Annotated in this window: 17 protein-coding genes; 9 read left to right on the top strand and 8 right to left on the bottom strand. The window is 64.6% G+C overall.

Annotation, left to right across the window (positions count from 1 at the left end; genetic code table 11):
* The first annotated feature begins 32 nt into the window (after nt 1-32).
* Complete coding sequence (locus EDF46_RS04580; RefSeq protein ID WP_123505052.1) at nt 33-620, top strand: TetR/AcrR family transcriptional regulator; 588 nt, start codon at nt 33-35, stop codon at nt 618-620.
* 107 nt (nt 621-727) lie between these two features.
* Here EDF46_RS04580 and EDF46_RS04575 read toward each other — a convergent pair whose 3' ends face one another.
* The gene (locus EDF46_RS04575; protein WP_123505051.1) at nt 728-1,321 is read right to left on the bottom strand and encodes a TetR/AcrR family transcriptional regulator C-terminal domain-containing protein; all 594 of its coding nucleotides are present in this window, start codon (nt 1,319-1,321) and stop codon (nt 728-730) included.
* A 76-nt stretch (nt 1,322-1,397) separates the two neighbouring features.
* On the opposite strand from EDF46_RS04575, the gene EDF46_RS04570 reads away from it, so the two are divergent.
* Nucleotides 1,398-2,678, top strand: coding sequence for an FAD-dependent monooxygenase (locus tag EDF46_RS04570; protein WP_123505050.1), 1,281 nt, complete (start codon nt 1,398-1,400; stop codon nt 2,676-2,678).
* A gap of 8 nt (nt 2,679-2,686) precedes the next feature.
* Here EDF46_RS04570 and EDF46_RS04565 read toward each other — a convergent pair whose 3' ends face one another.
* On the bottom strand, nt 2,687-3,724 hold the full coding sequence (locus tag EDF46_RS04565) for an alpha/beta hydrolase (RefSeq protein ID WP_123505049.1): 1,038 nt from the start codon (nt 3,722-3,724) through the stop codon (nt 2,687-2,689).
* Between the two features lie 1,081 nt (nt 3,725-4,805).
* On the opposite strand from EDF46_RS04565, the gene EDF46_RS17970 reads away from it, so the two are divergent.
* Nucleotides 4,806-5,081, top strand: a complete 276-nt coding sequence (locus tag EDF46_RS17970) for a hypothetical protein (protein WP_148061141.1) — start codon at nt 4,806-4,808, stop codon at nt 5,079-5,081.
* Between the two features lie 484 nt (nt 5,082-5,565).
* Here EDF46_RS17970 and EDF46_RS17965 read toward each other — a convergent pair whose 3' ends face one another.
* Nucleotides 5,566-5,775: a hypothetical protein gene (locus EDF46_RS17965; protein ID WP_148061140.1), complete on the bottom strand. Its 210-nt coding sequence runs from the start codon at nt 5,773-5,775 to the stop codon at nt 5,566-5,568.
* Between the two features lie 184 nt (nt 5,776-5,959).
* Complete coding sequence (locus EDF46_RS17960; RefSeq protein ID WP_148061139.1) at nt 5,960-6,718, bottom strand: hypothetical protein; 759 nt, start codon at nt 6,716-6,718, stop codon at nt 5,960-5,962.
* A gap of 177 nt (nt 6,719-6,895) precedes the next feature.
* On the opposite strand from EDF46_RS17960, the gene EDF46_RS18265 reads away from it, so the two are divergent.
* The 3 genes from EDF46_RS18265 to EDF46_RS17955 all read left to right on the top strand — a co-directional run bounded on the left by EDF46_RS18265 (nt 6,896) and on the right by EDF46_RS17955 (nt 7,714).
* On the top strand, nt 6,896-7,072 hold the full coding sequence (locus EDF46_RS18265; protein ID WP_158614142.1) for a hypothetical protein: 177 nt from the start codon (nt 6,896-6,898) through the stop codon (nt 7,070-7,072).
* A gap of 87 nt (nt 7,073-7,159) precedes the next feature.
* Complete coding sequence (locus tag EDF46_RS04555; protein ID WP_123505047.1) at nt 7,160-7,354, top strand: hypothetical protein; 195 nt, start codon at nt 7,160-7,162, stop codon at nt 7,352-7,354.
* Nucleotides 7,355-7,489: 135 nt separating this feature from the next.
* Nucleotides 7,490-7,714: a hypothetical protein gene (locus tag EDF46_RS17955; RefSeq protein WP_148061138.1), complete on the top strand. Its 225-nt coding sequence runs from the start codon at nt 7,490-7,492 to the stop codon at nt 7,712-7,714.
* 53 nt (nt 7,715-7,767) lie between these two features.
* Here the strand turns inward: EDF46_RS17955 and EDF46_RS04550 are convergent, their stop codons facing one another.
* Nucleotides 7,768-8,274: a hypothetical protein gene (locus tag EDF46_RS04550; RefSeq protein WP_148061137.1), complete on the bottom strand. Its 507-nt coding sequence runs from the start codon at nt 8,272-8,274 to the stop codon at nt 7,768-7,770.
* 392 nt (nt 8,275-8,666) lie between these two features.
* Here EDF46_RS04550 and EDF46_RS04545 point away from each other — a divergent pair, with 392 nt between their 5' ends.
* From EDF46_RS04545 to EDF46_RS04535, 3 genes are all read left to right on the top strand, one after another.
* Entirely contained in the window at nt 8,667-8,975 is a 309-nt protein-coding gene (locus EDF46_RS04545; RefSeq protein ID WP_233579821.1) for a hypothetical protein, read from the top strand.
* Between the two features lie 64 nt (nt 8,976-9,039).
* The gene (locus tag EDF46_RS04540) at nt 9,040-9,603 is read left to right on the top strand and encodes an AAA family ATPase (protein ID WP_123505044.1); all 564 of its coding nucleotides are present in this window, start codon (nt 9,040-9,042) and stop codon (nt 9,601-9,603) included.
* A 201-nt stretch (nt 9,604-9,804) separates the two neighbouring features.
* Entirely contained in the window at nt 9,805-10,401 is a 597-nt protein-coding gene (locus EDF46_RS04535; RefSeq protein WP_148061136.1) for a hypothetical protein, read from the top strand.
* Between the two features lie 37 nt (nt 10,402-10,438).
* Here the strand turns inward: EDF46_RS04535 and EDF46_RS04530 are convergent, their stop codons facing one another.
* From EDF46_RS04530 to EDF46_RS04520, 3 genes are all read right to left on the bottom strand, one after another.
* A complete protein-coding gene (locus tag EDF46_RS04530; RefSeq protein WP_123505042.1) occupies nt 10,439-10,813 on the bottom strand; it encodes a VOC family protein in 375 nt (124 codons plus the stop codon).
* 137 nt (nt 10,814-10,950) lie between these two features.
* Nucleotides 10,951-11,643: a YafY family protein gene (locus EDF46_RS04525; RefSeq protein ID WP_123505041.1), complete on the bottom strand. Its 693-nt coding sequence runs from the start codon at nt 11,641-11,643 to the stop codon at nt 10,951-10,953.
* 102 nt (nt 11,644-11,745) lie between these two features.
* Nucleotides 11,746-12,699: an aldo/keto reductase gene (locus EDF46_RS04520; protein ID WP_123505040.1), complete on the bottom strand. Its 954-nt coding sequence runs from the start codon at nt 12,697-12,699 to the stop codon at nt 11,746-11,748.
* Nucleotides 12,700-12,727: the final 28 nt, after the last annotated feature.

Below are 12,727 nucleotides of genomic sequence, written 5' to 3'. Positions count from 1 at the left end.
AAGATTGTAGAGGGTGGGAGACGAGGAGCGATATGACGCGGCTAGACGACATCGGGGACGCCGGGGTGCGCCTGATCGCCCGCGGAGGTATCCGCGCGCTCACGCATCGTGCCGTCGACACAGAGGCAGAACTCCCTCCCGGTTCTACGACCTATTACGCCAAGACCCGCCGCGATCTCACGGCCCTCGTCGTCGACCGGCTCGCCGACTACACGCAGCAGGACCTCGATGGTCTCGTGGTGCCGCCGAGCCTCACGCCGGCGCAAGCGGCCGCAGTGGCCGTCGGCTTCCTCGAGCACCTGTCGTTGCGGGAAGATGCTCAGGCCGCGAGGTTCGCGCTCTTGTTCGAGCTGCGACACGACGATGAAATGCGTGGCGCTCTCACCGAGCAGGCCCCGGTGCGGCAGCTTCTGCTTCAAGCGGCAGAGGGCGTACTGCGAGCGTTGCACGTCCTTGACCCGTCTACTCATGCACGAGATCTCGTCGCCGTCGTCGATGCGCTTCTCATGTACGGCGCGGCGCGAGCAGCGACCTTTGACGCCACACGGATTCTCACTCTGTATCTCTCCGGGCTCCCTCGCCAGGCTCAGGACTTCGAGGGCAGCCGGGTACTTCTTTGACCGACCAAGGTCGGCGTTGGCCCAGAGCGCACACTAGGGGTTCGGCTATCGAGACTCCGAACTATGAGAGGCAAGTAGTACCGGTGTTCCCGGTGCACTGAAGTGCGTCAGAGTCGTCTAGCTTTAGCGGTTGCGGTGGAGCCTTCGAGACCGGTGAGAAGCATCAGGAGGCCTGCCTCGAAGGCTTGTTTGTGTGTTGGGGCAACGGGCTGCTCGACTGCGTCTGGCGAGGCCCCGTCCGCGTCGGGGTCTGCCTGTTGCTCGAGGGCGCTGCCGACAGTGAACCTGCTCGCAGCGAGCATCCCCGTGATTGCATCCTGCTCGGCCACGCCGGCCTCGATGAGGAACGCGAACTTCCGCAGGAGCCGTTCCCGGGAGGCGCCGTCGGGGACGGAGCCAGCGTGGAGGCGTGCCCCGTCGCGATGCGCCAGGAGGGCACCGCGGAAACTCCGATAGTTCTCCAGGAACCACGACTTCCAGTCGTCGCCCACCTGCGGTAGCGGAAGCTCCTCGTGCCGCTCAAGCGCGGCCGCGGCCATGGCTGCCAGTAGTTCCTGCTTGTTCTTGAAGTGCCAATACAGAGACGGCTGCTCCACCCCGAGTCGCCGAGCAACCGCACGAGTACTGACCCCATCCAGGCCCACGTCATCGAGCAGCGCCAACGCTTCCCGGACCACTGCCCCTCTATCAATTTTCGCCATGCTTGACAATCTATCACCGATAGGCGCACACTTCGGGCACAGCAACTATCACCGATAGATTAATGGGAGCAATGTCATGGTCGCGGAGAAGAAGAAGTCATTGAGGGTCCTCATTGCAGGCGGTGGAGTCGCCGGTCCTGCACTGGCGTTCTGGTTGGCGCGAGCCGGTCATCGGGTCACGGTGGCGGAGCGGTACCCAGCGCTCCGGGCAACAGGAGCGCAGGTCGACCTGCGCGGGCAGGGCATCGAGGCGATCGTCGCGATGGGCCTGTTGGACGAGGTCCGGGCGCATCTCGTCACCGAGCCCGGTGTCGCATTCGTGAACGGAGCCGGACGACAGCTCGGAGCGATCATGGCGAACACCTCCGGTGAGGGAAAGCAGACCTTCACCTCCGAGTTCGAGATCATGCGCGGCGATCTCGTCCGTATCCTCCACGACGCCACGAAAGACGACGTCGACTATCGCTTCGGGCTGACCGTCGACGGGTTCGACCAGGCTCAGGACCAGGTCACCGCCCACTTCTCCAACGGCTCCGAGGAGACCTTCGATCTGCTCGTGGGAGCTGACGGTCAGGGATCCCGAATCCGACGAGCCATCCTTCCTGAGGGAGCGGACGTCTACTGGCGGACCGGTTTGCACATGGCGTATTGGTTCGTGCCCCGAGTCGCCTCCGACAGCGACATGCGAGAGACCTACGCCGCGCCGGGTGGCCGGCAGATCATGCGGCGCAGCCACAACGCGGCCGAGACGCAGGCGTACTTCATCGTCCGCGACTCGTCGGCTCAGGCCTCGGCAATCCACCGCGCTCCGATCGCGGACCAGCAACGGTTCTGGAGTGACCGGTTCCGGAATGCCGGTTGGCAGACGCAGCGGTTCACCGACGGTATGGAAGAGGCACCGTTCTTTTACTCGCAGGAAGTGTTGCAGGTCCGCACCGGCACCTGGTCGAAGGGCCGCGTCGTCCTGCTCGGAGATGCCGCGCACTGCGCCTCGCCTTATAGCGGTATGGGCATCTCGGGCGGGCTTGTCGGGGCGTACGTCCTCGCTGGTGAGATCAACGCCACGCCCGACGACCTGGAGGGCGCCCTACGCCGGTATGACTTGACCCTTCGCCCCTTCGTTGATGAGATCCAGGCCGTGGTGAAACCTCGTCTGCTGGCGTTCGGGTTCCCGCGGCGGAGACTTGCTGTCGCTGCGCTCCAGGCGGCGTTCTCCGGGGCCTGCGCCCTCCGCATCCCCGAACGCGTTGCAGCACGAGCTACGACGGATCGAGGTGGCGCGTGGGCTCTTCCCCACTATGAGCAAGCATCGGCTGAATCATCGGCGCAACGGATTTCTGCAGACCGCGCCCGGTAGCTGATCGGCTACTGAGACGGTTGATTTTCGTCAACTTGCGTTGTTTGGCATTCCAGGTCATGGAGTCGGACCGGCTGGGGCGCGCCGAGTAGCCGTCGGGTCCAGTCCCCGAGGCCTGCGATGGCGGTCCTGGAGATGGCGGCGTCGGGCATCATGCTGGTGAACCCGTGGAAGGCTCCTGGCCAGACGTGGAGTTCCGCGTCGACCCCGGCAGCCCAGAGGCGGCTGGCGAAGGTGACGTCTTCGTCGCGGAAAACCTCTGCGCTGCCGCAGTCGATGTAGGTTCGCGGCAATCCAGACAAATCCGTGGCGCGGGCTGGTGCGGCGTATGCGGAGACGTTTTCGGTAGCGCGGCGTGATCCGAGGTAGGCGTTCCAGCCGAAGATGGTCATCTGGCGGTCCGCGACCCCGACACCATCCATCTGCATGGTCGACACCGTGTCGTCACGATCGTCAAGCATGGGAGAGACGAGGATCTGGGCCATCAGCTCGGGTCCCTTCCGGTCTCGCGAAAGGAGCGCTGTGCCGGCGGCGAGCCCACCGCCGGCGCTTTGTCCTGCGATCACGATCCGACCCGGATCGATGCCGAGTTTGGGGGCGTTCTCTGCGACCCAGACGAGGCCGGCGTAGCAGTCCTCGACAGGGTAAGGGTCGGGGTGCTCGGGGGCGAGGCGGTAGTCGACGCTGATAAGCACGATGTCGTGGTCGAGCAGCCAGTCGTCGTACGAGTCGAGGTTGCCCAGGTAGTGGCCGAACATCATGCCTCCACCGTGGATGGTATAGACGCCCGTGGTGGTCCCGGCGCGCTCGATGCGGTCGATGATCGCGAGGCTGATGCGACCACCGAGGTGCCCGGGGACGGAGACGGTTCGCCGTTGATATCCGCGGTTCCGCAGGCGTTCGTCGAGGAGGTCCTCGGTGACGTCGAGCTGCCGCATGCGGGGCAGCATCTCGGGCGTAAGAGCGAAGGAGCCGCGAGATTCGAGCGCGGTGAGGAAGGGCGCGAGCTCGGGGTCGAACGGCGGCCGGGCGGTTCGTTCAGACATGGGCACTCCTTTGATGAAGAAGTGACGACTCCCATGAGACGTGTGCGCGGTTCCACTTGCCGGGGCAAAGCAGAGTTTTTTCCCTCTGCAGGAGACTGTAGCGCAACGAAAACCCCAAAAGCGTGCAGAGCATGAATGCTCGGCAGGATCCAGGGGCAACAGGGCGTCACTCGTCCGGTCCCGATCCGCTATCGGACACGTCCCGCGATAGCGATCGTTTCTGGAGGTCGTTGCAGCGCGCTTGGCGAACCGCGAATACTGGGGGCTCTTGATCCAGCGAAACTCATCGTCAAAACCGAAAGCGTCAGAACGCTAAGGTGACCGTTTCTGACGGTTCTCGGCGTCGCGGAAATCGCCCCGATTTGACGGAGTCGTCTGCGGAGCTTGCTTTCGCTCTGGTCTTGGCGCTGTGGTTGCAGTTACCGCCCCGCCACCGTGCACTTCATCGTGCGGGTTATACGCACATCGCGGACGCCGTCTCGTGTTGAAGCGCAAACCTAGAGGGAGAAGAGTGGTGGTCGTCCGGCTCTCGCGCTCGTATAGTCCTCCGTTTCGCCAACAGTCCGAAGAGCGGACCTAGGTAGATCGGGACGTCAGCGTCGCGGCGCTCGAAAGGCAATCACGGTTCCGGCTGCTGCCAGAACGAGAACAGAAAGTCCGCCAAAGAACAGAACGGCCGCATCGTGGTGCGTCGACTGAAGGAGCCACCCGAGCGCAAGCATGATCACTCCCAGCCCCCAAGCACCACGGCGGAGGTCAAGAATTGCCCACGAGTCCGGTTCATGACCCGACCATACAGACAGATAACCGGACCTGCGTAGCGTTCCTCAATCCGAGGGGGTCGAACCGGGGCATTGCTGAAATGCATGCGCCAGACTGACGCTTGCTCCGCGAACGCCGTTGCCGACGAACGGCGAGCGTCCGGCTTGCGCGCGCGATTGGTCAACTGATTTGACAGCAGTCCCGGCCGCTCAATGTGGCGCTGGCCCGCCCCGTTCTGGGGTAAATACGTGCACCAAGAAGGCTATGTAATCTCTGGTCGAAGACTTGAAACGCGCGAAGCCGACGAAGGACTGGGGCTGTGACTGCTGCTGATGCGACGGGTGAACCCGAGGTCAGACGTCGAGGCTTCAGCGTGCTTCGATGGCTTGGGGTTACTGGACTCTTTGCCCTGCAATTCATCGTTTTTTACGCAGCCGTCTTCGAGTCGTTCCGTTCAACTTGGCTCTACACGCAGTCCGGTGCGTGCGCAGACGTCGGAACAGGCGCGGACAACTGCGACTGGACCTTCGGAAACGTCACTGTGCCGTTTGCGTTCCTCTTCGGTTTAGCGACGTTCGTCGGTGCGGCCATCTAGGTCGGGACGCGAAAACGGCGAAGCCACCAGCTGCTTTTCGCGGGCCCGGCCGCTGGCATGCTCCTCATGGTCTTGAACGGCATCGTCTGGCACGTCCTCAATCGCGCAATGGCCTTTTAGAGCGCAAGGAGTCCGATCTAAGGCCAGCAAGTGTCCCTTACGGTGTCGCCGTGGGACGGGGCTACGGACTTTAGTCGTCAGGGACTGTCACGATCGCCCCGGCAACTTTGCCGAGGAAACAGCCGTCAAAGGGCCGCTCGACATCTGCACCTACCGAAGGTACCGCCAGCCTACGAGGACATGGCTTTCTCCCGCGGCGACGAGATTTCCCGCAGGGTTGAGTTTGAAGAACGGCCCGTCCACATCGAAGCGGAGGTACAAAGCGAGGGCGCCATGGTCCGCACCGCAGTGAGAGTGGTGAGCAAATTGGCGGCATCGCGCTGAAGGTCCGTCTTTCGCTCCTATCCGAAAGAGGTCTCGAGGATCATCTGATCGTGGCGATTTCGGAGGAGAGCGATGGCATGGAAAGCGATTTGAAGGTGTCGAGTTCGCGGGCGCGAAGCTCGGCCACCTTCCCTCTTGAGACACCTCGCGAGTCACTGCCCGCATTGATCTCCGAGGTGGTCCGCACATCGAGGCGCTTCAAATTCAAGGAAGCGACCACCGCCGGGGCCATTCTCACCGTGGGGTTCACCTGGCGAGTGTGGGCTGGCGTAATCGAGCTCAGCTTCACACCCGGACAAGGAAGTTGAACCCAAGTTGAAGCAGGTTGGAGACCTACCGTCGCTACGACGGTTATCGACTACGGCCAAGGCGCCAAAGATCGCCGGCGGCTCTACAAGGAACTCCTGGCCGTGAGCGAACGCTAGAGATCCCCGTCACGGTATGGGTGACTTACCGGCTCGAGCTCGCCAGAATCGGTGCCACCGAACGCGAAGACGCACATTCGGTTCCACGAGTTGATGCTCCGTGGGGATTCCCATCGCCTGCTGGTTGGCGCGAATCGTCACCCGCTCCGCGGGCGTCGGCCCCGCGTTCTCCGGGTCGTCATGCACATGCTCAATCGGCTCCGAGCGGTGCCTTCGCCACCACTGTCCGCTCGCGTCGCGGAAGATTACCGTCGTCGCCAGCGCGGGCATTCCGGGATAAACGTCGTTCTCCCACGTGAAGTTGACGACGTAGTCAGTCTCTGGGTCGATGGCGCCGACGCTGATGGAGAAGTCGTCCCAGGTGCGGCCCGTGCCGCCGTTGACTATCTGCACGCGAGCGGGCCCGATCAACTCCTTACTGCCGTTGTGAATGATGACGGTCGTCTGATTCAGCGGCAGGAGCGCCACCCCGAGCATCTTCTCTTCAGAGTCGGGGTCCGGGTTGTTAATGAGTCCCAGGGCGGCGCAGGCGTTGCCGACGCGTGCTCCGTTCGGGAGTAGAGGGACAGTCGAGCCGGGATTGTGATTCTCGACATGTGTGAACTTCGAGAACACCAGGCGAGCCTGTTCTTCCCTCTTGATGCGTCCGTTCCGGAGGTACGTGCTCGTTGCGACGGGCAACGCCAACAGGCCGCCGAGCGTGGTCAGCCAACCTCTCCAGGCGTCCCATTGAGTGGGTGTCAGAAGCCCAAAGAACCAGTCGACCATGACGCGAGCGTACGGTCTGGCTCCATATGGCGGGGCCAACGACACCGGTCAGGTGGGTCAGATGCGCGCCTCTTGCGGCAGAAAGGGTTCCCATGTGAACGCAGGCACGGCCGCACGGGGGCCGTCCCTCTGGACAGGGTATTGGTCAGGTGGAGCTGCCAGAGCCATAATCAGCAGATGACGCGTGGATCGTGGTTGTTTCTTGCCGCCGTAGGGATAGTCCTGCTCGTGACCGGCGGTTCACTGGCGGGTCACGGTCATGGAATCATTGGAACAGCAATTGTGATGCTCGGAGCGGCAACAACGGGCATCGCCATCGGACGCTACCGCTCGATTAAGTCGCCCCTCAAGTGAGCTAGGCCGCACGTAGATGGTCCGGCTTCCGTCCATGGAATGCGACCGCCTTTGGCATCCCCTCTTGAATGATGAAAAGCTAACGCTATGACGAGCAACGACGCCAACCTGTCCTTTCGATCAGCCGCCGAGAGTGCACAGAAGGCCATCGACTTGTACGCAAAGCCCATCGGTCTCGGAGCCTTGCACTCGACTGAGCATCAAGGAATTCAGGCCCTCGCCGAGGCAATTCGAGATCTGGCGGATGGCTTAGCCGCGATGACGGCGAGGGATGAGCGCTGAGGGTTCGGCTTACGCGCTGAATTGGTCAGCCGATTCGTCAGCAACCTCTTCCGCCGGAATGAGCCCCTTTGGCAAACCCTTTCGTAGATTAAAGCAATCAAGTTTTTCCGCCTTGCAGGAAGTCAGGAATTGTTCATGAAAGCATTGCCTTGGCTGATGTCGTTGGCTGGACTCGCCATTGTGGTCCTGACCTATATCGACGGCGCTCAGCTCGGCATCTGGGCCGACGAACACATGACCGTTTCCGAAAGCCTGCCAAATCTAGTAGGTCCGTTTGTTGTCGCGGCCATTGGCTTCGTCTTACTAGCCGGCGGTATAGCCGTCGGCCTCACCAGTCGCCGAACGAAGTCCGATCGGTAGGCCTTCTTCGCTGAACACGCCAACTCGCGTGATGAAGGTTGGCCCACGCTCGGCTACTCCGGTTCTGGCCACGGCACGCTGTGTGCGTTGGGGAGGCGCACGCGGAGCGCCTCCAACTCCTCCGAATTGCTGTAGAGGACAACGTCGACGATGAATCCGCCGAAACCACTCCACTCCCTTCCCCACTGCACCAAGAGGGCCTGCCGATCCTGCCGCCCGCGCCCCATCAGCTCCTTCGTCGAGTAAATGGACCGCGCCGTCGGCGATGAATGTTCGGCCGCACGAGAGACATCCAAGGCCGCTGGGACAGGAAAATCCAGCCACCGAATTCGGGCTACGGTGCCCGTGAGGGCTGTTCGAGCTAAGCCCATGGCTTCGGCGTAGCGATCGAGTTCGAAGTCGACCAACGGTTCTCCGGGCAGTGCCCCGTCGAGAAAGCCCTCATTGAGGGCCGAGACCTGCCAATCGACTTCATCGTGGACGGAGATCGACTCGTCATATTCATCGAGCTGTAGGACTCCGACCCACACGGAGCGGGTGAGTTTCAAGGGAAAGGTCACAAGACCGAAGCTAGGGGCTGCCGGCCATGACCGGAAGTGCCGCTGGTCGTTCCCTCGTGAAGGCGGGCCGAGCCGCACGGTATTTCTTTCGCGGCGCTCGGCCAATCTCGCGAACGGTGGAGGTTCCTGAGTCGGGGGACCTCGGCACACCCAGGGTCGATTTTCTAGAGGTGAATTCGCAGATCGAGTCCTAGCCGACTCAAATCCGCCAGGAGGTTCCCCGGGATGAGAACTTCTTGGCCGAGTCGTTGATTGAACGCGCGAAACTCGAAGTCAATGTCGTAGCGCGCAGATAGCGCTGCAAAATCGCGTTCTTTATTGGCGAGCTGAGAGAGGATCCAGCGAAGTGGGCCCCAAAAGTCATCTCCAAATCGGAGGCGTACGTCGTCCCCGTGATTGAACGACGCGCGATCAAGAGCCCAGGTTCCATCGCGGTACTTCGAATGCTTCAATCGCTGCGATTGGCCGGCTGGTTCGACGACGCGAACGGCATCGTGATCGGCCGAACCTCCGGCGGAAGTCTGGCTGGTCTCACGCAAGAAGAAGCAGTCCGACGCGCGCTGCGTGGTCTCGGGGTACCGGTGATCCTCGACTTCGATACAGGGCACCAGTCACCTCAGATGCCGCTGGTCAACGGCGCACTTGCCGAGATCACGCTTGCCGACGGCTCGGGCACGATCGCGCAGCACCTGATCCCGTGACCGCAGGGTGGAGCCCGGGGAGTGGCCTCTGGTGCGACGACGTTGACTCCGGCAGGGTTGAACGATGAACCCTCTGCCTCCGCTCGCGCTCATCGTGATCGCCGGACCTCAAGCGTCGGGCAAGAGCACGCTGGCAGCCGCGCTGAGCCATGAGCTCAGGCAGGCCGGCGAACGCGTCGCCTTGGTCGAACTCGATCAGATAGCGGCGATGGCTCTGCCCACCCTGCCGGACTGGGAGACCGCGCATCGCATCTTCGAGTCCGTCACGGGTCAGTGGCTGCGCTCCTCACTCACGTGCGTCATAGCTGAGGGATCAGGCAGCTATGAAGAAGTCCTCCGAATCATCGACCAGGCGCCGGCGGGTACCCCCGTCGTCACGGTTGCGCTTACCGCGCCCTTCAGTGTGGCGTTCGAGCGCGCACAGCGAGACCCATCGCGGGGCGTCTCGCGGGAGCGCGTCTTCTTAGAGGGGATCTACCAGCAGTGGCCCGACGAGCTCGCTCGATTCCAGTCGCGCGTGCTCCTGGACACGAACGAACTGGGGCTGCAGCGCAGCGTCGAACTCACCCGGACCGCGATCGCCACCGTCCGACAAGAACACTCCACGACGAATTCACTCCCCAGGTGATCTGAGAGCAACCGCGTGACCAGAGGGACGATGGAGACTCTCCGAGGCGCCTGCCGGCCACGACGCGAAGCCCTGACCAGCCGCGCCAGTGCTCCACGACTTTTCCAAACCAGGCGGCGGTCGACGACGGTCATCCCTCCGTCGCCTCGAATGCATCTTCTGGTCGAGGAGAGCGCCGAGATCTTTCCGTAGCTTGGGGGTATGGCGGATGCTCGATCGCGTGCTCGGGTCGGATCAGGCCGATTATTCTCAACTGCCGCGCTGACGTTCACGGCCGTCACGGTCGCGTTGGTGTGCCTGGGTGCGTTCGCTCACGTCGATCTCTTCTTTCACGGCGCAGCGGGCTGGGACGTCGGAGCGCTCTCGCTGGTGATCGCTGAGGTCGCTGCGTCGGCCCGTGCGTTCCTCTGGCTGCGCTCCAGACTCGACCTGTCCGTTCGCCGGGCTCTTGCTTCAGCGGGAATCCTCGTGGCTGTCGGGTCGGGGGCGACGGGTGTCACCGCCTACGTCGGCCACAGAGCGACTTACACCGACGTCGCCGATTCCTGTCATGGAGAACCCGGAGTCATGGCTCGCGAGACAGACACGCTCCTTCGCGCGCGTGGGGCCCTCTATGTGCGGCACGGCATCGTCTTGGTCCGGGCTCCGCAGTCCGAGTACAGGCCACCACTGGGGACCAAGCCGGCGGCCAGCGGCTCCTTCCTGTCGGTGTGCAACCCTGACGGTTCCATCACCATCGGGTTTCCCACGTACGGATATGCGACTCCGATCCCCCCGATCACGATCCGCGAGAAGTAGGTCGGGCGGGACGCCCGGGCAGCGAGCCGCACCCGGCTCACCCCACCGGCACCGAGAACAGGTTCACCACGTTCCCGTCCGGGTCGCGGAACAGCGCCGAGCGGTTGCCCCACGGCATCGTCGTCGGCTCGAGCACGATGTCGTCGAGGTGGTCGCGCAGGCGCGCGAACTCGGCATCGGCATCGGCCACGCGAAACTCGATGATCACCGACCTGTTCGACGCAGGAACGGGGGCGGCGTCGCCGAGCATCGCGACGGTGGCCGTGCTGCCGATGGCGAGGGTGGCCGTCGGAGTGCGGATCTCGGCGAAGACGGGGGCGGGGCGGGTGGCCGGAGTTCCTGCGACCCTCTCGTAGAAGGCGGTGAGCCGGTCGACGTCGTGCGTGATGATGCGGATGGAGGCGAAGTCCATGGTGGCCTTTCCGGCGGGCCCCGGTGGCCCGACCCGACCAGTCTCGGAGGCGCCGGCGACAGCCCCCTGTCGGTGTTTACGAACCGCGATGCTTACGAACCGCGGTGCTTACGAGGCGCGCCGGGACAGCTCCCCGTTCACGACCCGGCCGCAGTGATATGGCCGTACATCGCGTCGAGGTCGGCGGCGCTGAACGGACGCCTCGGAGGTCTCTCGCCGGTCGGCTCGGCCGCCGCGATCCGGTCGCCGCGGAACGCCCGCACCCCGTCGCGCAGCCGACACCACCCGACCAGGTACCAGCTGCCCTCGCGCCCCACGTAGCCGAGCGGCTCCACATCGCGCCGCGTGGCGACGCCCGCTCTGTCGCGGTACTCCAGGCGCAGGATCTCGCCGCTCCGAAACGCCTCCACCAGCCCGGCGGGTGCTCCGGTCGGGGCCTCGTCGCGCACGAAGAGCACCCGGGAGGCGAGCTCGCCCGTCACCCCCGTCGTCGTGTCGTCCAAGACGGCGACCACCTTCCGCAGGGCCGAGGCCGCGGGCCCCGAGAACGGGCTCGTGCCCAGCATGCCGAGTGCGACGGTCATCGCCAGGGCCTCGTCGACGGTGAAGCCGAGCGGAGCCAGCGTGTGCGACGCGTCGAGGCAGTAGCCACCGGTGCGGCCGGGCTCCGCCCAGATCGGCACGCCGGATTGCTGCAGCGCCGAGAGGTCGCGCTCGATCGTGCGGCCGCTCACCTCGAAGCGCTCGGCGAGCCAGCGGGCACTCCGGGGGCGGGGCGCCACGGCGCGCAGCTCTTCGACGAGGGCGTACAGCCGGTCGGTGCGGTTCACACGTCGACCCTAGTTCGCCGCCGCCGGGCCACCGCCGGGCCGCCACCGGGCTGCCTGCGGGGCGCAGAGCCGGCGCGCGGCGGGCGCCCCGCAGGCGCGGAGCTACGCGTCCAGGAAGACCCGCGCCGGCGGGGTCAGCTCTTCGGCGCGCTCCCAGAACGCGTCCGGCAGCTCGGCGGCGGACGAAGCCAGCAGCCCGTCCAAGCGCGCGGGCTTGCTGATGCCGACGACCGTCGTGTTCACGAGCGGATCGCGCAGAGACCACTGCAGCGCCGCGGTGCCGAGGTCGGTCTCGTACTCGTCGCACAGGTCGGCCAGGGCGGCGACGGCAGCGAGGGTCTCGGGAGCCGCGGGTCGGTAGCCGTAGTTCGTGTTGCCGGAGCGGGGTGCGGCGAGGATCCCGCCGCCGTAGACGGCCGCGTTGATGATGCCGAGTCCGGCGTCGGCGCAGTGCTGCAGGAGGGCGGCCGCGCTGCGGTCGACGATCGTGTACCGGTTGTGCACGAGGATCGCCTCGAAGACGCCGAGGTCGATGTAGCGTCGCATCTCGCCGCTGGGCCCGCCGGCCAGCCCGATGTGGCCGATCTCGCCCTCGTCGCGCAGGGCGACCAGCGTCTCGACCGCGCCGCCGGGGGCCGACATGAACTCGAAGGCCTGGTTCTCGGGGTCGTGCAGGTGCACGAGCGGCAGTGTGTCGAGGCCGAGCCGCGCCTTGCTCTCGGCGACGGAGGCGCGCACCCGCTCGCCCGAGTAGTCGCCGTCGATCGAGTCGACCTTCGTCACGACCAGGAAGTCGTCGGGCAGCCCGCCGTGCGCCGCCAGCCCCAGGCCGATGCGCGTCTCGCTGTCGCCGCCCGAGTACTGGTTCGACGTGTCGATCGAGCGGATCGGGCTGTCGAGAACGGCCTCGACGAGCTCCACCGCCTGGGCCTCGGGGGTGTCGTAGCCGAACAGCAGCGGCTGGCTGCCGAGAGGGCCTCCGCCGATGGTGACGGCGGTGGTGGTGAGGCCGGTCGAGCCGAGTGTGCGGGTCCAGTCGGGCCTGAGTTCGTGCACGGGGTTCTCCTTCGAAACGTGTCGTGGG

Origin of the sequence: Frondihabitans sp. PhB188 (assembly GCF_003752365.1) — a bacterium.
In the GTDB taxonomy this organism is placed as follows: domain Bacteria; phylum Actinomycetota; class Actinomycetes; order Actinomycetales; family Microbacteriaceae; genus Frondihabitans.
The sequence above is the reverse complement of the archived record's forward strand: the minus strand, read 5'-3'. Positions and strand labels throughout refer to the sequence as shown.